This window comes from Rhizobium sp. Rhizsp42 (genome assembly GCF_047304155.1).
Taxonomy (GTDB): Bacteria; Pseudomonadota; Alphaproteobacteria; order Rhizobiales; family Rhizobiaceae; genus Rhizobium.
The window spans coordinates 183089-205120 of record NZ_JBGLYS010000004.1; the positions used below are offsets into that span (position 1 = coordinate 183089).

The following is a 22032-nucleotide window of genomic DNA, read 5'->3' on the forward strand; positions in this document are numbered from 1 at the left end:
AGCTGTGTGGATACGATTTGAATGGCTGGCGCGACAGCGTGGCGCGGAACTGGATAGTCGAACCAGACGGCGAAGAGAAAGAGGTGGCAAGTTCGCACATCGAAGGGGGCATCTTTGGCGTGGTGGTTGAAACTAGCGCAAAGGCCAACGGTGGCCTCGTGGGCGGTGTGCAGGCGTCGATTTCTCCCCACGGCCTTGGAGCTGGCTGGGGCCTAATCGGTAGTGCTGGCAAGCGCTTAAGGGTCTCCGACATCTTGAGGACGCAGCCATCGATCCCTCATCTGGTCGCAGCCCTCAAAGGAATGTCGTCCGGCGCAAGCTGTGGCGTCGCTAGCCTCGACGACCATGCAGAGACAGGCGAACTTCTTCAGGAACGCCTTCTGGCCTCGTTGCGGAAGTCCAAAGTTTCTACCCCACTCTTAGTGTGGCGATCGGTTCTCGCAACGATCTTCGCTATTGATGAGGGAACAGTTGGTGAGGGTCAGAAGGTCGGGATTGTGTCCCAAACGGCCGACGGCGTCACCGTCCAGAAACTCAGGGTCCGTCGTGAACGAAGCCATGGCGAAACTGTGCTGGCACCCGAGCGTCGATCAACTGGAATGTTGATCCGGTCTGAGTGGGGATACCATGGACTCGCGACTATCGCCGAGACGGCCGTGAAAAATGCCTCGTCAGTCGATCGTACGGGGCATCTGGAATGGGCTCGCGCAAACGGGCGTCTCGCTCTCGGCATGCCCTCGGAGGCTGAGGTACTCCGCCAGGACAATGGCGATTGGCAGATATTAAAGCCCCCGTCGGCAATCGACCACCAGCGGATATCTGGGCTTCCTGACCTACGGCACGCTCTTGCTGACTGCGACACAATTTTGCTGGAAACGCTGATCGAAGGGAACCTCCGACATGCCTTCCAGTCGACGGTCGTGTCGAGTACAGGACGCGATGTTGTCGTCCTGCCGGTCGATGCGGTCGCCGAAGGTGCATTGTCTGCCGCGAAGCGTCTGAGCAAACGCGATCCGATTTACTTCGACTTCCTGCCACAAATTTCGACAATTGTTCAGCGTCGAGACGCGGTCGAGAGTTATGATCTCGTAGATTCGGATGAGACCCTTCCGGCTGGGGAGGTTTATCGGAGCCCGAAACCGGCTCGGTTGGCCATCCAAGCCGGGCAAGATCGGTTTTCCATCTTCTTGCGTAAAGAGACCGCCGAGTTTCCTCGCAAGGCAGAGGTCAACATCGGCGTGAAGGTCGGTCAGACGGTGCCGGTTGAGTTGTGGGTTGAGCAAAGCCCTGCTTCAGGTCGAGCAAAAATTCTCGTTCATTCTCAGAAGCTCGGTCATCAGTTTCAGGTCGACTGGGATGGTGCGGCGGAGCTGAGCGAAAGCTGGGAAACCCTGATCGAAGGGTTTCAGAGACCGGCACCGACGATCCCTGGACGGTTGGTGTTGGCCTGTGGCATCGATGCATGGAACGATAGCCCGCGTGGCGACGGCCTTTTCAGTCTACTAGAGAAAAATGTTGACCGCACCGACGTTGATTGGAACGCGCTCGCAAATCGATTGTCGTCGCGTCCTGGTGGCAAATACGCAATTTCCAGCGACGGCATCATCCCGTCCGGTGTCGATGCTGCTGCGGTCGCTAAGCTCGATCGCCTAGCGGAGCGGGCCCTGGACGAGGTCAGACGCGGCCTCAAGGGAGAGGCCGTTGGCACGCAGTCCTTCCGATTCTTGACCTGGCAATTCCGCCGATGCCCTTCCGAAGTGTCGCAGTGGCTACTAGAAGCTTGGGAGAAGGAGGTACGCGGCCACCCAATCTTCACGACAGGCCCGAGCTGGAAACTCGCCTATCAAGGCCTAGGCCGCGTCGCTCGTGACCAGAATTTCGAGTTGCAAGCCATCCATAAAATCTTGGGCAAAACTATCGACCTTTGGAAATGGCAAAAAGAGACGGCCGCGATGGCGTTCCTGTTATCCCGATCCGAAACAGCGCCCCGGCTTCTGACGCGGAAAGATGTCGATCGTATTGCCAAGCGTGTTCTTCGTGAGTTCGAGGAAAATCTTGGCTCGACGTACACTCGCTTCCAGTACGCACCGATGCTGCTCGTAGGACTGCTCCGATGGAGAGCTGTTGAGCCGTTTGCACTGGTGGAAGGGCAGGATCCAGTTGCGGATAGGCTTGCACGAGCTGTCGAACGGACGATCGAAGACCTCAAGCAGAAGGACCGCCCTAGAGCCTTCGCGAAATATGGCCGCATCTTGGAACAAGTCTTGGAGGAGTTGCGAGGCGAGGGCTCCAACCCCGAGCTTCTCCTCGATATTTATGGTGGGGCAGACGGTATTGACCCCGACGAGACTACATGAGGTGCTTGTAACCACTTTTCTCTTGATATTGAATTGCGAGGTGTGCACCTCGGCTTCACGCTACCGAACACATGGAGCGCTTTGGTCGGAGGCCAGTTCCCAAGTTGCGCGTCTAGCATCGCAACGAGGCGCTTGCGCGATCGTCCAGCGCCCTGTTGACGGCCCCTGATTTTCGCTCAACACTTAAGATCCCGAGTACACGTCGAAAATATCAAATGTGGGTAAATCTAGATAACTCCGAGGTCGCATCAATCGTAGCGGCGCTCGGGGAGGGCACTGCTGTCGATAAGCTTTTGGCGAGGCCGCATAAAGGGACGGGCGAATTCGTCGCGGCTGCGGAAAGAAAAGCGGGCGCGCAAATTGCCGTCGAAGACGACGGCATAATCGACCGCTGTCCGCTGGGGGCGTACGTAATGAGTTGGATGTGGGTGTCTGAGCAAGATGCGGGGCTTCCGATGTCGTACGAATGGTTGAACCTGCCAGATGAGCTTGTGGCGTCAATGAAGGCTCTCGATCGCTTCCGCATAAATGAGCTTAATGACGAGGGCGGCAAAACGGCCTGGGGCCAATTCGCAGATTACGAATGGCATTTCGAGCAGACCGCAACGAAATGGAAGATGTCGGCAACGTCGTACGTGAATGGCCATGAGTTCGTCCACGGGGAACGTATGACCGAGGAGGTAAACTCATGCGATCCCCATGGATTCGGACGGATCTTAAAGGCTTTGCAGATCCTCGAACGGCAACTTGAGGCAGTGTAGAGACACGACGGGCCTACAGACACATTGGCCTGGGGTCAGAGCCAATTCGATGGAGTATTCCTCGTATTGCCGACTACTGACGCGCTCGTTCAATTGATTGCGCCGATGGCAGTCCCGTGGAAACATAATTAAGACTGCCATGGTGTCCACCAATGACTGAGAAACTCTATCCGAACGAAATTCTACTCTCCGAGCTCGTAGATCTCGGTTACTCAAAACATTTCGCCGTGCAGCTCGATTTCTCGAGTAACATCGACGATATCGATTTCTCCAGGTACGACGAGCGCGATAAAGAGTTATGGGGACAGACGCCGATGCGCGCTGACGCCGCTGTCGCTCGCAACGAGGATGGCGCAAAAATTTGTGGCTATTCCAGCGATTGGATTGAACCGCACTTTAGGCTGATCTGCGTCGGAGACAACGAGGGTGTGGCGTTCAACATCCTTTCCGCCCCTGACCGACTACTAGAGATTGCCATCGGCCGTGTCGTCAAGATGATAGGCCAAACGTCCAAAGTTCAGTGATCAAGTACGAAGCGCAACAAGCGCGTCCGCATGAGTGGAACTGCTTTGGCAATTCATACGCGGAGCCAACGGCGACGCCTAGCATACGAAACCGGTCGTCCAAAGTGCAAAAAGCTATTTCGTCACTCGGTCGAGTAGTTGATCGCCTGGTCTCAGAACACTGGCAACCCGTCAATCGGCTCCTCCACGTCATCGAATAGTATCAGGTCGTAGCCGTTCTCAGCGGCGTACGCGAAGTCCCGCCAAAGCTCCTTGAAGCGGCGATTTCCAAAGTTCGCCTCTGCATCTTCGTCGACGTGGAAGATCCAACCGCTGTCGCCATATGCGCCACCGATAGTGGGCCACTGTGTGTGTGGAGTGCTTGAGAGAAAGCGCTGCGTAGCCTGGGACAGATGAGAGGTACTGAGACAGATTAGTTGGCGCATGGAATTGGCTCGGACGCGGTTGTTCAATGGTCGTATCAGCGAATCCGATCGTCAAGCCCAAATGACTCCAAGCACCGCTTCGCTGATGAGATGACTTTCTCGCAGCCGATTTTGCTGCCGCGAGACGGCGACGAAAAAGGCTTTCACCTGCCAGCCCATTGGAAACGCGGAAAAGCGCCTGGAAACGGCATCGGCCTGCTTGAGCCGTTGCTTCAAGACGCTGTCCGAGCCGACGCAAATTTGGGTTGCCCGTTCACTCTGAAGTGGATGCAGCCCAAGGCGCAGGCCTAAGTAAACTGATGAGGAGCGTTATAACCTTGCTTCTCGATCCGATAGCCGATGAGCTGACCAGCGAGCTGCATAATATCGTCGTCGCCCAACAGAGTGAAGCTTATGTCCGTGGTGGCAAAGTAGTGCTTGAGACGCTTCGCCAAGCCGCCGATTTCAAGAATATTGAAACCCTCCGACAATTTTCTGATAGCCGCATTAAGCTCAGCGGCATAAGCGGGTTCGTCTTTGCTCAATGGCCACCGCAGGGAAAGTTCGCAACCCATTGAAATACCGACAACGGTGATGCTTGGCGAGAGGATCAAGGGGTACTCTTCGTCATTCAATCCCTCGAACTCAAACCATTGGGCGGCTGTCTCCCAATGCACGGCGTTGTCGTCCAATTCGGTAACGAACGCTTCAGCTTCAGCGAGCGATGCGGCCTTAACAATTCCCGTAGTGCGAACCTGGACATCGACCGTAAAGACCGGCAGCTTCCCTTCGCCATACCAGTCAGCAGAATGGGGCAGGACTGAAGCTTTCAGGTTTTGCTCGCGTGATATCAATTCTCGCAGAAGCTCGGATTCTCCGATCTCATTGCAGCCGGTACCAGTCGGCCTCAAGAGAGTCATCGATGTAGCGAAGCTGAGCTCGGGCAAAAAAAAGCTGCCAAAGGGCGCGTTGGAAAACCAGCGTTTGTCTCGGGCATCAATGCCCTTAGAAACGATCTGATCAAATTTCGCTTTGGCTTCAGCTAAAGATGCTGCCTGGATATAAACAGTTGCAACCAGGTCAAGGGGGAGGGAGAAGTATGCCATTTCGTGATCTCATATGCGGATAATGAAATGGTTCTGCGGATCAGCGCCGTTGTCAACTTGTTTTTAAGCTCCTTTCGGTTTGCAAGATCGATATGGCTGCCGTGCTTGAGTCCAGCCTTGTCCCAACACTAATTTTGAACCGGTAGATGCTGGCGATCAACGCCGTGCCGACCAGGTATTTCGCGGTGCCTTAGGGCGCGTAAACTGGCTCGAAAATAAAACTGGCGCTCAATCCCCGAGGTCGGCCTTGTCGGCTTTCTCACTGATCAGTTGCCATGATTATGGCTGGGGCGAACATTGGCCTGACGCCTGGATCTCTTGTTGACTACGTGTCGTTACGTCAGACCCCTTAGCTCTGCACGGGTCGCCCCCCGAAGATTTGCTGGCTGCCTCTGCTATGGCTTGACGAGAAGCGGCGCATGACTGCCCATCGGCTGATATCGTCTGGTCGCCTTGGTCTCGGTTGCTCGTGTCGAAGCAAAAGTAGCGCCTGGCTACAAAAAATTGGCCGCCGTCGGCGAGAGCTGGAAGGGCAGTGGCTAGAACCAGTACGCCTGCAATAACCAGTTTTGACATGTCTCAAGATCCCCGATTTTCCCAAGTCGCGTAGAGCTGCGCCTACTGCCTGCATGTCACCATGGCCCAATCGTAGCCGCATCGCCCGCCGCTGTGGCTTCCCTGTTTTATGACAGTGTAGGGAAGAACCGTCTTCTGTCCATTCTCGGTTATGGTACAGACAGACTCCGCAGCTTGGTCGAGCGAAACACAGCCGAACATGGCATCGTGCGAGACGGGACACCCGTTAGCTTGATCCTCCCCCGTGCATACTCGCACTTTGTAATCCGCCAGTGCAATCAAGTTGGTCGGGAGACTTGAGCCGATGGCCAACATTAATACTAGCGTGCTGCGTTGAAGAGCATTCATCGGACCCTCCTAGGGTTCGCGGTACGGGTTTTACGTTCTGTCGCTACTTGCACGTATCGGCGTATTCGCAATAACACTGATTACTGCTGAGAAACTCGGCCGGACGTGCATTGCTGGGGCAGTTCAGCTGCGTGCCGTTGGCACAGGTGTAGGAACCGCCGCAGGAACCTGTGTAATCGACCAAGGTCGTCGTAGGCAAAGGTTTCCCGTCGAGGACGAGGAAATGGAATTTTGTCATAGGCGGATCGGGTTCAGAGCCATTAGCCATTGACCCGTTAGACATGACGGCAGCGATCGCGAGAGCTAAAATAGAGATACGCATAATCGATCTCCGCATGTGTGAGATAAACTTCGAGCTGGGTACAGCGCAACGCGATGATCCGGGAACAGCAATGCCGAGCACGTTCAACGGCACTTAGTCAACCTATCGTAATCGGGATGGGCCGGTAAAGTCGCTAAAAGGTAGTATGTGGAGTGCGCCCGGCATACGCATTCGAGTGCCGGAAGAGCTGGACCGCAAGCAGTTTTCAAACGTGCCTGCTCGCACCGAATGGTAGCTTGCAGATCGTCTTACTGTAACGTAAACCTGAAGAGGCGGGCCTGTAGCTCAATTGGTTAGAGCCGTCGGCTCATAACCGATTGGTTGCAGGTTCAAGTCCTGCCGGGCCCACCAAAGCCCTCTCGCGTGTCACCATTGGCTACACGACCTCCGGATCAGGCAGACTATGTCGGTCGAGCAATTGCACAATACTCCCTTCTTTCCTCAGCCCCGCGATGATTTGATCCACATTCTCTCGCGTTAACCATTCCTCGGGATCAAAGTTGGAGCCGCCCCAAATCTCCAGGATTGGAAGGCAGAGACGCCTTAACGTACCAAAATAGTCGACTAACAAATCGGCACGGTTGACCGTCAACCTGCTGAGAGATTTGTCGTCGAGGGATTTGAGGTGCGTATGGACCCGAAGTCCATAATCCATACCTCTTGCCAGGATACGATCCTTTAGGCCTCTGTGATCTGTAAATAGCGCGACGCTCTCAGCACTGGGCACCCTGGCCACCGTGAGCGCAGCGTGCGCAAGAAGATTATGCACCCTAATGAAAAGGTTCACTGACGTAAGGAACGGATGATCAATGCCAAATCGGATCCGGTGGTAATCCTCTCGATAACTTTTGGCGGTAATAAAAACTGAATTCCCATAAGCTCGCCAATAATCGTACTCGCCGAAGTAGACGGTCTTCTCACCGACCCGCATCCCCTCGACCCCGCCATAATCCTCTCCATTAATCGACCACAGACGCGTGCGGGGAGCTACGTCGGAGTTGGTCAACACGATGAAATCATGCCAGCCGAACGAAGCGACCTTGTCCATCTCATCGCTCACTTCTCTCAGCAGCTTATGGGGACGCTCTAGGGTGAGAAAATTGGCTCTTGCGTCCAAGAGGGCATAGCCTGACACAACGTGTTTTCCAGCGATCGATTGAACTTGCCGGTCTGTGTCAGACGTCCCGAAGTCGAATTCGTTGATCTGGGCCACGAACTCCTGTCGTACATCTTCCGCGAGAGCATCTATTGTCGCCCAATCGACGCTTGGTTCGGTGTCACGAGCATTGCTCATGCTTTCGGCAAGGACTTTCAGAACAGAAGTAGTCACGGATTCCGTGATGGCCTTTGTCATTGCCTGCGTCCTCGTGAGTTCATCCTCCTCACGCGTCTGAACCGCCTCGACATCGCGGAGACGCATGCACCGTTTAAAAATTGTATCCCACTGTTGGAAGCTGGATATCTTCACCGATTCCGGCCCGACGCTTCGCACGTAAACATGCATAAAGCTGTTCTCGTCTTTTGCCCCAATGGGCGTCGTGCCGTGCGGAGGTATGTAAACTACGGGATACGTCACGCCATTCGTAAACTCAGTAAACCGAACCTCACACTGGACGGCGGGCTCCAGACGCGTTTTAAGCAGATTATGGATAGCGTCAGACTTGTAGTGCTCTAGAGGAAAAGCGTCCGAGCGAGGTTGGGCATTCCCGTCATCATCGACACCGAAGTAAAGTCGGCCGCCACCAGTATTCGCAATTGCCGCGATGTGTCGCGCGATCTTCGCTTGACCATCCTTGTTCGCTTTTGAAATATCCATCCAGGCTTTGAACTCGACGTCGAGTCTTTCACTGCGGTGCCTCAGATCCGCTTCCATTTGTTCAACATCGGTCAAGACGGACATCTCGGGCTCCCATCGGCTTCGTTGCGATGAAGATGGGGCTTCCCGGACGCGGACATCAAGACGAAGTCACGGCGGAAGCTAAGCACCTGTGGATAAACCGCGCAGAGCGCTGCTTTAGGACGACAGTAAACCGGCTTTAAGTCAGCTCTTGAGATGGCCGACGGTGTAGAATCTCCTTGTCTGCTGATGAAGTTCGACCCGCTGACTGCTCTCTTCATTTGTAGGAACTGACGCGATGGCAGGAACTCGACGGGACGGGGAGGGGTATTGCAGATGATTCATAGCGGTCAATTTGAAAGGCTTTGACGGCGTAGGTCCTTCAAGGCCGCAGTGGTGCCATGGACAGCGTGCAATCGCTTCGCGGCTGCTAGAACAAGCTGTGCCGATGGTGAACACAGATCGTCATTGCTTCGTTCACGCAGGCATCGATCCAAAATTACCACTGGACCAGCAGGATGACAGGACGACCCGTTGCATTTGAAACGATTTCCTTGATCACAGGGACAGTTTCGAAAAAATTGTTGTCCATGGGCATACCATCACCGAATCCGATCTTCCCGTAGTGCGATCTAATCGTATTGATCAATACCGGTTCATATCAAATGGCGAGAATTAGCGCCGCCATATTTGAGAACGATGCGCTCGCTGGCTTAGTTTGTGCGGAGCAGGACGGAGGAGACGCCCGGGTCCGACATTTCGACGCTGTTTGCACGAAGATGTGCTGGAGTTGGCGAGCACCTAACCTAGCGCCCAACAATCAATAACGCGGGCCGGTCGATCTCCGGAGACCAGTGGCAGCGAATGTCGCGGTCGCGGATAGTGCATAACACAGTGTCATGCCTCCGGGCATCACCCGCTCCCGGTTGAGATAGTCTGCAGCTCGCTTTAGGTCCAGCTTCTCTTCGAGCGGGAGGATGCCGGTGCTGATGCGCGCTCCGACCTTGACGGCGGCAGCAAAAGCGCAGCTGTCCATCGTGCGCCGACCTGGTTCTTCACACACGAATGTCAGCTCGATGCAGGGCTTTCCGGTAGCAGCAACCTCGCGAATATAGACACCGTCAATGCGACCACCCCTGATTGCATCGAGTTTCAAGCGCGGATCATGGTCAAATTCGATATATGAGACGGTTGGCGGTAGGTCAGGGACCTCAACGGAAGCTTCAACTGCCTATGTTCTCAACCGGTCCCGCATGATACCTCGTCTCGCCGTCTATCCGCCAATCAGCGATCAAGCGCTCTATATGGCCGAGACGGAGGCTATCCTTCCTCATTGCATCTTCTGTCGTTCCAGTGCCCTCAATCTCAAAAAAACCGGGGTCTGGCATCGCGAGCGGCCTGGCGTCGGTGATGCCAAGCGAAAGCCGCTCAAGGCGTTCAAGCTGGCTTCTGAACGCAGTGGGATATCTGTACGGATGCGGGATCGTCATATCGGTCTCCTGATGTCCCCAGGAGTGTTTGGCCGCCGCTTGCAAGAAAGAAGCGCTGGCTCATCGCAAATGACGATAGCCGGGAATGCTCCCGCGTTTTTCGAGTGAATGGCGGTAGCCATCGATGAGGCTTCCGCAAGGTGCGCACGTCGAAATGATGATACGAGCGTTCATGCCACCGAGCGGGTGTGCTTGAACTCGTCGTAGAACGCGAGGACCCATCTAGAAGCGACGCGGCTCAGGAGGCTTGTTCCCGACGATCTCATTTACACGCGACAGGACATCTGGCGTTAGCTTGGCTTTGTGGTCGAGCGCAGCGAGGTTATCCTGAAGCTGGGTAAGACGAGACGCACCCAGTATGACGGTGGAAACACGCTCGCTGGTTAAGCACCATGCCAGCGCGAAATGCGTCATCGACATTCCAAGCTCACCTGCAAGTTCAGAGAGCTTCCGAACCTGCCCGAGTTGAGCCCGGCCAACATCACTGTTGAACCGCTCCTTGAGCCACTCATAACCTGGAAGATTCATGCGGCTGTCCGATGGAATGCCCTCGTTGTACTTGCCTGTCAGAAGCCCGGACGCGAGCGGAGACCAGATCGTTGTTCCCAGCCCGATGAGATCGTAGAGCGGCAGATAGTCGGATTCGACCTTCTCGCGCACAAAGATGTTATACTGCGGCTGCTCCATCGTCGGTGGGGCAAGACGCAGGTCCTTCGCGACAGCATAGGCCTCGGTCAGCTGCTGAGCAGACCACTCGGCGGTGCCCCAGTAGAGAATCTTTCCCTGAGCGATCAGATCGTTCATCGCACGGACGGTTTCCTCGATCGGCGTATCGACATCCGGCCGGTGGCAGAAGTAGAGGTCGAGGTAGTCAACCTGCAATCGCTTGAGGGCCGCGTGCGCGGCGTCGGTTACGTGTTTGCGGGACAGCCCGCGCTGAGTGGGTTTTTCACCACCCCAGAACACCTTGCTCGAAACGATGTAACTATCGCGGCTCCAGGCAAGCTTCTTGAGGGCCTCGCCCATGACAATTTCCGAGTTGCCCTTCTCGTAGCCCTCAGCGTTATCGAAGAAGTTTACGCCATTATCGTAGGCGTATTTCATCAGGTCGACGGCGCTGCCGCCATCGACCTGCTTGCCAAAGGTGACCCAAGACCCGAACGAAAATTCGCTGACCTTGAGCCCGGATTTTCCGAGCCGACGATACTCCATGAAACACCTCCCTCGATGATCTGTTGCGTTCGAACAATGCTAGACGGCGATCCGAAGCTAGGGCGGCGCTGACGTTTATCGAGAGGAAGGGCCTTTGCAGCGAATCCCAGCCCAGCCGTTGCTTGTATCGATATGCCTAAGCGCCTTGGACAGAGTAAACAGTCATATCAGGATAATCTTCCTAGCGTTTCATTGTGCCGGATTTCTTACGGGCGATTTTCGGAATCTCGGCCCAGATTCTAAGGAAAAGTGAATCTGCTCTACAAACACCGGCATCTTGACGAGTCACTAATCTATGTGAAATGCTAAGATGTCAGACCAATTTAACCGATCGGCTGCCTAGAAAAATATTGGGGAACCATGAAGGCACCAAACAGCGATAGGCCGGTAATCCGGCCGCTTCCGGCGATGGATCGCGCGCGCCAGGTAACGGACGCGCTGGCGGACTATGTGGAGGATGCGCGCCTGCAGGCCGGCGACCGGCTGCCCGCCGAGCGCGAGCTGATGGCGGACCTCAGGGTTGGGCGCTCGACCATTCGCGAGGCAATCCGGCATTTCCAGGCGCTCGGCGTGATCGAGACGCGAAAGGGTAGCGGAACCTATCTGCTGAAGCCGATCTCCAAGGCGACCATTCATATGCCGCTGTCGCTGCATGCAACGGACCTGCGCAACGCCCTGCTGCAGACGCTGGAAGTGCGCCGCGGGATCGAGTGCGAGGCAGGCATGGTGGCCGCGAAGAAGCGCACCGCCCAGGATCTTGTTCTCATCGAAGAGAAGCTCAACGAGATGGAGCGCGTCCATCTGGAAAAGGGCACGTCGGGTCCCGAGGATCTCGCTTTCCACCTCGCCATCTATGACGCCAGCCACAATCCGCTGTTTCGCCAGCTTCTCGAGCAGATGCGCGAGACCTTCTGGCAATTCTGGCAGCACCCTTTCGAGCGGCAGGATTTTGCCCGCCGTTCCTTTCCCTTTCATCGCACGCTCTTCAACGCGATCGCCGCGCGCGATCCCGAGGCGGCGCGCGAAGAGACACTGAAAATCCTCGCGGTCGTCGAGGAAGACATCAAGGAAATGTCCCAATGAGCAACGGTTCAGACCCGTTCGAATTCGCATCCCTCATCACCGCGCACGACGAGGGTAACTTCGCCGAAGCCGTTGTGCCGCCGATCTTCCAGACATCGCTGTTCACCTTCTCCGATTACGACGAGATGATCGCCTCTTATCGCGGCGAAAAGGTGCGCCCGATCTACACCCGTGGCCTCAATCCGACGGTGCGCATGTTCGAGGAGATGCTGGCCAAGCTCGAGGGTGCGGAAGACGCGCTCGGTTTCGCCAGCGGCATGGCGGCGATTTCGTCGGCGGTGCTCGCCTTCGTGGAGCCCGGCGACCGCATCGTTGCGGTAAAGCATGTCTATCCCGATGCCTTCCGCCTGTTCGGCACGGTCCTCAAGCGCATGAGGGTCGAGGTGACCTATGTCGATGGCCGCGACGAGGAGGCCGTCGCCAAGGCGCTGCCCGGCGCAAAGCTGTTCTACATGGAGAGCCCGACGAGCTGGGTCATGGAAGCGCATGATGTCGGCGCTCTCGCCGCTCTGGCGAAGCAGCATGGTGTGATCTCCATGATCGACAACAGCTGGGCTAGCCCTGTGTTCCAGCGGCCGATCACGCTCGGCGTCGACCTCGTCATTCACTCGGCGTCCAAATATCTTGGCGGCCACAGCGATGTCGTGGCCGGCGTGGTGGCCGGCTCGAAGGAGATGGTCGCCCGCGTCAAGGCGGAGTCCTATCCCTATCTCGGCGGGAAGCTGTCGCCCTTCGATGCCTGGCTCCTGATCCGCGGCATGCGCACCTTGCCCATCCGCATGAAGGCGCACGAGGCGGCCGGCATGACGATCGCCAAGCGCCTGCAGGATCTCGATGTGGTCGAGACGGTCTGCCATCCCGGCCTCGCCAACCGCCTGCCTGCAGGCCTCAACGGCACGTCGGGGCTGTTCTCGTTCATATTCCGCGAAGGCGTCGATATCCGCGCCTTCGCCGATCACCTCAAGCTCTTCAAACTGGGAGTGAGCTGGGGTGGGCATGAAAGCCTGATCGTACCAGGCGAGGTCGTCCTTCAGCAGAAGGCACAGCCCAATTCCGCGCATACCTTCGGGATCCATGCGCGGTCCGTACGCCTCCATGCCGGCCTCGAAGGAACCGAGGCGTTGTGGAGAGACATCGAGGAGGCGCTTTCCGTCGCTTCGTAAAAGTCCAGAAACAGAGGAAAAACCTGGAAGGGGGAACTGAGCATGAAAAGACTGATAACCGCAACGCTGCTGGCCACGATGATGGCGGGTACGGCGATGGCCGACACGACGCTGAAGCTCGTCGAGGTGATCACCAGCCCCGAGCGCACCGAAACCCTGAAATCGCTTGTCGGCAAGTTTGAAGCCGCCAATCCCGGCACCAAGGTCGACATCATCTCGCTGCCCTGGAACGAAGCGTTCCAGAAGTTCGCGACCATGGTATCGGCAGGAGATACGCCTGACGTCATGGAAATGCCGGATACCTGGCTCTCGCTCTACGCCAACAACGGCATGCTCGAAAGCCTCGAGCCCTACCTCGAAAAGTGGGAGTACACCAAGGGGCTGACGCCACGCGCGCTGGAGCTCGGCCGCGACGTCAAGAACACCGCCTACATGCTGCCCTACGGCTTCTATCTGCGCGCGCTGTTCTACAACAAGAACCTCTTCAAGGAAGCCGGCGTTTCCGAGCCGCCGAAGACGATGGACGAATTCGTCGCCGCGTCTGAAAAAGTCTCCAAGCTCCCCGGCAAGTCCGGCTACTGCCTGCGCGGCGGACCGGGCGGCCTGAACGGCTGGGTGATGTTCGGCGCGACGATGGCCGGCTCCAACAAGTTCTTCAACGATGACGGCACCTCGACCATGAACAGCGAAGGCTGGACCAAGGGTCTCGAATGGGTGGTCGATCTCTACAAGAAGGGCCTGGCGCCGAAGGACAGCGTCAACTGGGGCTTCAACGAGACCGTCGCCGGCTTCTATTCCGGCACCTGCGCCATGCTCGACCAGGATCCGGATGCCCTGATCGCGGTGGCCCAGCGCATGAAGCCGGAAGACTTCGGCGTCACCAAGATGCCGGTCGGTCCGAGCGGCAAGGGCTTCACGACTATCGGCTTCGCCGGCTGGTCGATGTTCACCACCAGCCAGAACAAGGATCTGTCCTGGAAGCTGATCGAAACGCTTGAATCGCCCGAAGGCAACATCGAGTGGAACAAGCGCACCGGCGCGCTGCCGGTTCACACCTCGGCCGAGAAGGACCCCTTCTATGCGAGCGAGCAGTTCAAGGGCTGGTTCGATGAGCTGGCCGACAAGAACATCGTTCCGACCGTGATGCCGACCTACCTCGAGGAATTCGCCTTCTTCAAGGATTCGCTCGCCATCAAGACGACGCAGCAGGCGCTTCTCGGCGATATCACGCCGAAGGAACTGGCTGACCAGTGGGCGGACTATCTGACTAAGGCTCAGCAGAAGTACCTCGCGAAGAAGTAAGCGGGTGAAGAGGGGGCTTCGCATGTGTGGCCCCCTCATCCGCCTGCCGGCACCTTCTCCCCGTAGGGGCGAAGGGATGTGCTGCAACCTCTCCGTCTCTTCTCCCCTTAGGGAGAAGGTGGCCTGGGAAGGCTCAGGTGCAACTTGTTGCACCGGGGATAAGGGGGCACGAGTGCTGAAGCCGCAGTGAATCTCAACATGAAAGCCGCCCAAGATGACCATGACTGCCGATACGCTCGACAGTCGCCGTGACCGCAGGTCGTGGCTGAAGCGCGTCGCCGATGCCTCGGAACCCTATCTCTACAGCGCCCCATCGCTCGTCCTCATCATCGCCGTGATGCTGGTGCCGCTGGTGATCGGCGTGTCCTATGCGTTCCGCGATATCCAGCTTCTCAACCCCTTTTCCGGCGGCTTTGTCGGGCTCGAGCATTTTCGCGACCTCTCCAAGGATGCCGCCTTTTATGGCGCGCTGAAGAACACGCTCTGGTGGACCGGTGCCTCGGTCGTGCTGCAGTTCATCTTCGGGCTCATCCTCGCGCTTTTGCTCGACAAGCCGTTCTGGGGCCGGGGCCTCGTTCAGGCCTTGGTGTTCCTGCCCTGGGCCGTCCCGTCGTTTCTCGCCGGCCTCAACTGGGCCTGGCTGTTCAACCCCGTCATCGGGCCAATCCCGCACTGGCTCTACGCGCTCGGCCTGATGAGCGAGCCGCGCAACATCCTGTCCGACCCGCAATATGCCATGTGGGGACCGATCATCGCCAATGTCTGGTGGGGCATCCCCTTCTTCGCCATCACGCTGCTCGCAGCCCTTCAGGCAATCCCGCGTGACCTCTACGAAGCGGCCTCGATCGACGGCGCCACGTGGTTCCAGCGGTTCCGCTCGATCACGCTGCCGTTTCTCGCGCCAACGATCGCGATCACCGTGCTGCTGCGCACCGTATGGGTGTCGAACTTCGCCGATCTCATTGTCGTCATGACCGGCGGCGGCCCGGCCGACAGGACGCAGATCGTTGCCAGCTATATCTTCACCCAGGCGTTCAAGCGGCTCGACTTTGGTTACGCCTCGGCGATCGCGCTTGTGCTGCTGGTGTTGCTGCTCGCCTATTCCATGCTGATCATCCTGCTGCGGCAGACCCTGCTGAACAAGGATTGAGCCATGAGACGATCCATCATCCCCACTATCGCGCACCGTCTGGCGATCCTGTGCTACATCGTTTTCGCGCTGTTTCCGCTGTTCTGGCTGCTCAAGGTGTCCGTAACGCCAAACGACCTTCTCTATTCAGAGGGTGTCCGGATGTGGCCGTCGCGCACGACCTGGGAGCATTACAGCTTCGTCCTCCAGCACAGCGCCTTTCCGACATTCTTCAAGAACAGCCTGATCGTTTCGGCCTCGACCGCCGTCGTCGTCACGATCTGTGCCTCGCTCTCGGGCTACGCGCTCTCGCGCTTCAATTTCCGGGCGAAATACTGGATCGTGGCGCTAATGCTGCTCACGCAGATGTTCCCGCTGGTCATGCTGGTCGCGCCGATCTTCAAGATCCTGACGCCGCTGCATCTCACGAACAGCCTGACCGGCCTCGTCGTCGTCTACACCGCCTTCAACGTTCCCTTCGCGACCTTCCTGATGCAGTCCTTCTTCGACGGCATTCCTAAGGATCTCGAGGAAGCGGCAATGATCGACGGCGCGACGCAATTCACCGCGTTTCGCCAGATCATCCTGCCGCTGACATTGCCGGGGATCGCAGCCACGCTCGGCTTTGTCTTCACCGCGGCGTGGAGCGAGTTGCTCTTCGCGCTGATGCTGATCAACGGCAACGACGCCGCGACCTTCCCGGTCGGGCTACTGACCTTCGTGGGCAAATTCTCGGTGGACTTCGGACAAATGATGGCGGCGGGTGTTCTCGCGCTCATCCCGGCCGGTCTCTTCTTCCTTCTCATTCAGCGCTACCTCGTCCAGGGTCTCACAGCCGGCGCGGTCAAGGGTTAATCACATGGCATCGATCGATATCCAAAACGTCAAGAAATCCTTTGGTCATGTTCACGTCCTGCAGGACGTCGAGCTGAAGATCGAGGATGGCGAGTTCGTCGTGCTCGTCGGTCCGTCCGGCTGCGGCAAATCCACGCTGCTTAGGATGATCGCCGGCCTCGAGGACGTGACCTCGGGCGAGATCCGCATCGCCGGAAACCGGGTCAACGAGCTGCATCCGAAGGACCGTGACATCGCCATGGTGTTCCAGTCCTATGCGCTCTATCCGCACATGAACGTCGCCGGAAACATGAGCTACAGCCTGAAGCTCCGCAAGACGGCCAAGGACAAGATCGCCAGCGTCGTCGGCGCGGCTGCCTCCAAGCTCGGCCTCGACCCGCTGCTCGAACGTCGCCCCAAGGCGCTATCCGGTGGCCAGCGCCAGCGCGTCGCGATGGGGCGTGCGATCGTGCGTCAGCCCAAGGCGTTCCTGTTCGACGAGCCGCTGTCGAACCTCGATGCCCGCCTGCGCGAGCAGATGCGCGCCGAAATCAAGAAACTGCATGGCGACCTGAAGGCGACCTCGATCTACGTGACCCACGACCAGATCGAGGCAATGACGCTGGCGGACCGGATTGTTGCCATGTATGGCGGGGTGGTGCAGCAGGTGGGCAGCCCGCTCGAGCTCTATGATCGCCCCGCCAATCTCTTCGTCGCCGGTTTCATCGGTTCGCCGGGCATGAATTTCCTCGACGCGACCTACAAAAACGGCGGCGCGCAGCTGAAGGACGGCACGGTTATCGCGCTGTCCAATCCGCTCAAGCTTGCCGACGGCGACAAGGTGACGCTAGGCATTCGTCCAGAACATGTCGTCATGACGTCGGAAGAGACCGGAATGAAGGCAGGCGTCGAGCTGATCGAGCCGACGGGCTTCGGCATTATCCTGCACCTCTCGCTGCATGGGTTGCCGTTCAAGATCTTCACGCTCGATCGGGCGGCGCTGGCGGCGGGACCGGATGTCAATGTCAGCTTCCCCGCACAGCATGTTCATGTGTTCGACGCGAAAGGCGACAGGGCCAGCTGATCGCCTCTAAGTCTCGAAGATCAAGAGGACATAGGCGACGAAAAGAACGAGGTGCACCGCTCCCTGCATCAGATGCGTGCGGCCGCTGGAAAAGGTGATGATGCTCAAGGCGAGCGTCAGCACCAGCATGATCGGGCTGCTGTGATCCAGGCCAAGAATGACGGGATTTCCCGTGAGATGGCTGATGACAAGCATGGCGGGGACGGTGAGGCCGATGGTCGAAAGCACCGAGCCGAGGAAGATGTTGACCGATCGCTGCAGGTGATTGGCGACCGATGCGCGCACCGCGCTGATCGCCTCGGGCGTCGCGACCAGAACGGCCATGATCACGCCGCCAAGGGCCGCCGGCGCGCGCAGCGTCTCGATGAAATAGTCGATCGGCGGCGCCAGTTGCTCCACCAGGAATACGACCAGCGACATATAGAGAGCGAGCATCACGATCGGCCACCAGAGTGGCCCCTGGTGATCGTGGTGCCGACTTTGAGGTAGCGCTTCTTCCGTATCGTCTATGAAAAAGCCCCGGTGGCGTCCTGTCTGCAGCATCAGGAACACGCCGTACAGCCCGACCGAGATGAACGCCAGCACCGTCTGCTGGACGGTCGAATAGCCCGGTCCGCCGTTCGGGTGGGTAAAATTCGGCATGATCATGCTTAGCGTCGCCAAGGGCACAATTACGCCGAGATAGGCGTTCGCGCCTTGCAAGTTATGCCTCTGCTCATGCCGCCGCCAGGCACCAAGCAACAACGATAGCCCCACCATCCCGTTCAGGATGATCATGACGACGGCAAACAGGGTATCGCGGACCAGCGTCGGGTTGTTCTCGCCGTGTTGCATCACGGCGGTGATCGCCACGACCTCGATGGTGGTGATGGCGAGCGTCAGTATCAGCGTCCCGTAGGGCTCGCCCAGGCGCTCGGCAAGGTGATCGGCATGACGCACGACTGCTAGTGCCGAGCCGAGCACGACGGAGAAGAGCCAGATGAAGATCAGCGTCAGCCAGAGGGGATTGGCGAGCAGCGCGAACAGCGCCTGGCCGCGAAACAGGAAGGCGAGGCTTGTCAGCGCGCTGATCGCAAGGAACCACTCCCGCCGCAGCAAACTGCCGGTCGGAGGGCGGTGCAGCGTTCCCGCATCTGCTGTCACGTCGCAATCTCCCGCAGGTTTCCGCCCCAGATGATGAAAGCACGGGCCTTGATCGGCCTCAAGCTCAAATCAACCGAGCGTTTCGCGCGAGGTTGCTATCTTTGGGGTCAGAGGTTGCGTTTGCTGTGGGCGATGAACGCCCGAACAGTTGGAGACGCCTCGGTCTTTCTGTAGGCGACGACGAGATCGGACGTTACGTTGGCATGCGGCAGCGGCACGTATCGGATACCCGGCAGCCTGACGCATTCGAGCGATTTCGGCACGATCGCCACGCCTGCCCCGATCGCAACCATGCTGCCGATACCCGTAAAGTCCCAGGAAGTGGAGTTGATGTTCGGCTCGAAGCCCGCTTCCTTACAGGCGGCATGGGTCGTGCCGTGGAAGCCGACGTCGCGCGGTTGCTGCGGCGTCAGGAATGTCTCGCTAGAGAGAGCGGCAAGATTGGCGCCGCCTCGCTCCAGCGTCAGCGCATGCCCATCCGGCACCATCAGGACTAAGGGCTCGCGGCGGATGATATGGGTGGCAAGGCCATCCGGGATGGGCGCAGGGCCGCGGATGAAGGCGAAGTCGAGCAGTCCCTCGACGATGCGGGCGAGTTGCTTGCGCAGTTCCATCTCCGTCAGTTCGATCTCGACGCCGGGATGATCGCGCTTGTACGCCTTGATCGACTGCACGACGGCGCCGGAATAGGCGGCCGAGGCCACATATCCGATCGAGACCCGCCCGGTCTCCCCGCGACTGACCCTGTTGACCGCCACCATCGCGACATCCGCCTGCGCGAGGATCTTGGTCGCCTCGTCGTAGAGCACCTGGCCGGACTGCGTGAGATGGACGGACCGTCTCGTGCGATCGAGAAGCGACGTTCCGAGAATCTCCTCGAGGCTCATGATCTGCTGGCTCAGACCCGGCTGCGCGATGCCGAGCCTTGCGGCCGCGCGCTCGAAATTGCGCTCCTCGACAAGCGCCACGAAATATTTGAGGTGGCGCAGTTCAAAGGAAGGATTGCGGGCAGGCCTTCGTGAGTCCGGGTTCTTCATGTGAGGTGTGCTTCAGAATAATCATAAACTATGAGGGTCTGAAAATATCATAAGCAAGAATGATGAAAATACCCCCTGTTATTTATTGGATGAAATAGGATAAGGTGACTAAACAAGTCCAGTTTTCGGATCGTGACTGGATTGGGCGGCAGAGTGGCAAGACACCTTAGTTTCATGGAAGCGCTGGCAGCAACGGCAGTGGTAGGCGTATCGGTAGCGGCTCCGGGCCAGTTGCGCGCCGAGGATGGCGACAGCGCAACAGCGCTTGCACCGATCACCGTGCAGGCGAAGGGTACGGAAGATCCGAAGGCCCCCGTAAAGGGCTTCGTCGCGAAGACCAGTTCGACCGCGACCAAGACGGGGACGTCCTTGCTTGAGACGCAGCAATCCATCTCTGTCGTCACTACCGATCAGATTCGCGCCCAAGGCGCCGAAACGGTCGGGCAGGCGGTCGAATACACGCCCGGTGTTTCCGGCACGCCCTACGGCTCCGATCCGCGTTTCGATTCGCCGAGAATCCGAGGCTTTGATGGCCGCCAGTCGCAATATCTGAATAGCCTGAAGATGATGCGCACCGCCGGCGCGCCGGCGGTCGATCCCTATCAGCTGGAGCGCATCGAGGTCCTCAGGGGCCCGGCGTCGGTCATGTACGGCCAGGGTAATCCCGGCGGCATGATCAATCTGATCAGCAAGCGGCCGGTGTTCGAGCGTTTCGGCGAAGTCGGCCTGCAGGCCGGAAGCTATGACACCTATGGCTCGTTCTTCGATGTCGGCGGTCCGCTCAGCGACGGCTCGGACTTCGCCTACCGCGTCACGGGCCTCGTGCGCGCCGCCGGTGCCCAGACCGACAATCTCGATAACGATCGCTACTTCATCGCCCCGTCGCTGACATGGCAGCCCGGTGACGACACCAAGCTGACGATCCTGACCAGCGTCCAGCACGACAATCCGAGCACCCCGTCCAGCCTGCCGGCCCAGCTGACGCTCAACGCAACGAACAATCGGCTCTCTCGCGGCTTCTTCGTCGGCGATGAGAGCTTCGACCGTTCCTCGCGGACGCTGACAAACCTCGGTTACGAGTTCGAACATCGGCTGAACGACGTCTGGACCTTCCGCCAGAATGTTCGCTATTCCAATTTCGACTGGAGTTACCAAGCGCTCGGCATGGCCACCTCAGGTCTCGCCGCCGATGGCCGGACCATCAATCGCAACGCGACCTTCCAGGACGAAAACCTCAATACCTTCAACATCGACAACAACTTCCTGGCCGAATTCGATACCGGCGATGTCGAACACAAACTGCTTGTTGGCCTCGACTACCGTTACTTCTCCAACGATGCCAGCACGCAATTCTGGAGCGCGACGCCTCTCGATGCGTTCAATCCCGTCTATGGTGGTCCGATCAGGCTGACGTCCAAGACGACGGATGCGCACGTCGTCTCCGACCTGCAGCAGCTTGGCATCTATATCCAGGACGAGATGGCCTACAACAACTGGCGCGCGACGCTTGGCCTCCGGCAGGATTGGGCGAGCACGAGCGGCACCTCCTTGAATGGCAGAACCAACGTCGAGCGGCCGCTCGACAAGGATGACCAAAAGCTGACCGGCCGGGCCGGGCTGGGCTATGTCTTCGATAACGGCATTGCCCCCTATATCAGCTACGCCACCTCCTTCGAGCCGGTTCCGGTGCCGACAACAGGCCAGTTGCTCGACCCGACGACAGGTAAGCAGGTGGAAATCGGCGTCAAGTATCAGCCCGAGGGCTGGAATGGCTTCTTCTCCGCCGCCATCTTCGATCTCCGCCAGAACAACGTCTCCAACACCGTTGCTCTTCCAGGCGGCGGAACGACGATTGCTCAGATCGGCGAGGTGCATGCGCGGGGCCTCGAACTCGAAGGTGTGGCAAGTCTCACCGACGGGCTGGACCTGCACGCCGCCTACACGTACATGGACACGGAAATTCTGGGGCGAACGGACAATGGCAATCGGCTGGACAACGTTCCGGCGAATGCCGCAAGCCTTTGGCTCGATTACACCTTCCAGGAAGGAAGCGATCTCGATGGTTTCGGCATTGGCGGTGGCGTCAGATATGTGGGACAGCGCTATGGCGATACCGCCAATACATTCGATCTCGGTGGTGTCGCGCTTCTCGACGCTGCGATCCGTTACAAGAAGGATGGCGTTACCGCGTCGCTCAACCTCAAGAACATCGCGGACAAGAATTATGTCTCAAGCTGCTCCTCGTTCGGCTGCACCTATGGTGATGGCCGCACGGTCATGGCCAGGTTGAGTTTTGCCTGGTAGGCGGCAGATAAAGTGG

General features: G+C 58.1%; 19 protein-coding genes and 1 tRNA gene. 11 read left to right on the plus strand and 9 right to left on the minus strand.

Annotated features, from left to right (window positions below; genetic code table 11):
• The first annotated feature begins 17 nt into the window (after nt 1–17).
• The 3 genes from ACCD05_RS06755 to ACCD05_RS06765 all read left to right on the plus strand — a co-directional run bounded on the left by ACCD05_RS06755 (nt 18) and on the right by ACCD05_RS06765 (nt 3642).
• Nucleotides 18–2357, plus strand: a complete 2340-nt coding sequence (locus ACCD05_RS06755) for a hypothetical protein (RefSeq protein WP_413391906.1) — start codon at nt 18–20, stop codon at nt 2355–2357.
• A 215-nt stretch (nt 2358–2572) separates the two neighbouring features.
• The gene (locus tag ACCD05_RS06760; RefSeq protein ID WP_413391907.1) at nt 2573–3118 is read left to right on the plus strand and encodes a hypothetical protein; all 546 of its coding nucleotides are present in this window, start codon (nt 2573–2575) and stop codon (nt 3116–3118) included.
• Nucleotides 3119–3270: 152 nt separating this feature from the next.
• The gene (locus ACCD05_RS06765) at nt 3271–3642 is read left to right on the plus strand and encodes a hypothetical protein (RefSeq protein WP_413391908.1); all 372 of its coding nucleotides are present in this window, start codon (nt 3271–3273) and stop codon (nt 3640–3642) included.
• A 476-nt stretch (nt 3643–4118) separates the two neighbouring features.
• Here ACCD05_RS06765 and ACCD05_RS06770 read toward each other — a convergent pair whose 3' ends face one another.
• The 3 genes from ACCD05_RS06770 to ACCD05_RS06780 form a co-directional block, all read right to left on the minus strand.
• On the minus strand, nt 4119–4283 hold the full coding sequence (locus tag ACCD05_RS06770; RefSeq protein ID WP_413391909.1) for a hypothetical protein: 165 nt from the start codon (nt 4281–4283) through the stop codon (nt 4119–4121).
• 71 nt (nt 4284–4354) lie between these two features.
• A complete protein-coding gene (locus ACCD05_RS06775) occupies nt 4355–5152 on the minus strand; it encodes a hypothetical protein (protein WP_413391910.1) in 798 nt (265 codons plus the stop codon).
• A 967-nt stretch (nt 5153–6119) separates the two neighbouring features.
• Entirely contained in the window at nt 6120–6398 is a 279-nt protein-coding gene (locus ACCD05_RS06780; protein WP_413391911.1) for a hypothetical protein, read from the minus strand.
• Between the two features lie 274 nt (nt 6399–6672).
• Here ACCD05_RS06780 and ACCD05_RS06785 point away from each other — a divergent pair.
• Nucleotides 6673–6749 (plus strand) — tRNA-Ile (locus tag ACCD05_RS06785).
• Nucleotides 6750–6774: 25 nt separating this feature from the next.
• Here the strand turns inward: ACCD05_RS06785 and ACCD05_RS06790 are convergent.
• The 4 genes from ACCD05_RS06790 to ACCD05_RS06805 form a co-directional block, all read right to left on the minus strand.
• A complete protein-coding gene (locus tag ACCD05_RS06790; RefSeq protein ID WP_413391912.1) occupies nt 6775–8298 on the minus strand; it encodes a helix-turn-helix domain-containing protein in 1524 nt (507 codons plus the stop codon).
• A 757-nt stretch (nt 8299–9055) separates the two neighbouring features.
• A complete protein-coding gene (locus ACCD05_RS06795; protein ID WP_413391913.1) occupies nt 9056–9391 on the minus strand; it encodes a hypothetical protein in 336 nt (111 codons plus the stop codon).
• 67 nt (nt 9392–9458) lie between these two features.
• Nucleotides 9459–9725 carry a hypothetical protein gene (locus tag ACCD05_RS06800; RefSeq protein WP_413391914.1) on the minus strand — a complete coding sequence of 89 codons (267 nt, stop codon included), beginning with the start codon at nt 9723–9725 and terminating at the stop codon, nt 9459–9461.
• 222 nt (nt 9726–9947) lie between these two features.
• Entirely contained in the window at nt 9948–10937 is a 990-nt protein-coding gene (locus ACCD05_RS06805) for a potassium channel beta subunit family protein (RefSeq protein ID WP_413391915.1), read from the minus strand.
• Between the two features lie 360 nt (nt 10938–11297).
• On the opposite strand from ACCD05_RS06805, the gene ACCD05_RS06810 reads away from it, so the two are divergent.
• From ACCD05_RS06810 to ACCD05_RS06835, 6 genes are all read left to right on the plus strand, one after another.
• Entirely contained in the window at nt 11298–12020 is a 723-nt protein-coding gene (locus ACCD05_RS06810) for a FadR/GntR family transcriptional regulator (RefSeq protein ID WP_112949487.1), read from the plus strand.
• Complete coding sequence (locus ACCD05_RS06815) at nt 12017–13183, plus strand: PLP-dependent transferase (RefSeq protein ID WP_112949488.1); 1167 nt, start codon at nt 12017–12019, stop codon at nt 13181–13183. Before ACCD05_RS06810 ends, ACCD05_RS06815 begins: the two co-directional genes overlap by 4 nt.
• Before the next feature lie 42 nt (nt 13184–13225).
• Nucleotides 13226–14485, plus strand: coding sequence for an ABC transporter substrate-binding protein (locus ACCD05_RS06820; RefSeq protein WP_018901262.1), 1260 nt, complete (start codon nt 13226–13228; stop codon nt 14483–14485).
• A gap of 214 nt (nt 14486–14699) precedes the next feature.
• Nucleotides 14700–15635, plus strand: coding sequence for a carbohydrate ABC transporter permease (locus ACCD05_RS06825; protein ID WP_018901263.1), 936 nt, complete (start codon nt 14700–14702; stop codon nt 15633–15635).
• A 3-nt stretch (nt 15636–15638) separates the two neighbouring features.
• Entirely contained in the window at nt 15639–16469 is an 831-nt protein-coding gene (locus ACCD05_RS06830) for a carbohydrate ABC transporter permease (RefSeq protein ID WP_047503993.1), read from the plus strand.
• A 4-nt stretch (nt 16470–16473) separates the two neighbouring features.
• The gene (locus ACCD05_RS06835; RefSeq protein WP_112949489.1) at nt 16474–17532 is read left to right on the plus strand and encodes a sn-glycerol-3-phosphate ABC transporter ATP-binding protein UgpC; all 1059 of its coding nucleotides are present in this window, start codon (nt 16474–16476) and stop codon (nt 17530–17532) included.
• Nucleotides 17533–17538: 6 nt separating this feature from the next.
• On the opposite strand, the gene ACCD05_RS06840 is transcribed toward ACCD05_RS06835, so the two are convergent.
• Nucleotides 17539–18675, minus strand: a complete 1137-nt coding sequence (locus ACCD05_RS06840; protein WP_413391916.1) for a calcium:proton antiporter — start codon at nt 18673–18675, stop codon at nt 17539–17541.
• Between the two features lie 107 nt (nt 18676–18782).
• Complete coding sequence (locus tag ACCD05_RS06845) at nt 18783–19712, minus strand: LysR substrate-binding domain-containing protein (RefSeq protein WP_112949490.1); 930 nt, start codon at nt 19710–19712, stop codon at nt 18783–18785.
• A 174-nt stretch (nt 19713–19886) separates the two neighbouring features.
• Here ACCD05_RS06845 and ACCD05_RS06850 point away from each other — a divergent pair, with 174 nt between their 5' ends.
• On the plus strand, nt 19887–22016 hold the full coding sequence (locus ACCD05_RS06850; RefSeq protein ID WP_112949491.1) for a TonB-dependent siderophore receptor: 2130 nt from the start codon (nt 19887–19889) through the stop codon (nt 22014–22016).
• Nucleotides 22017–22032: the final 16 nt, after the last annotated feature.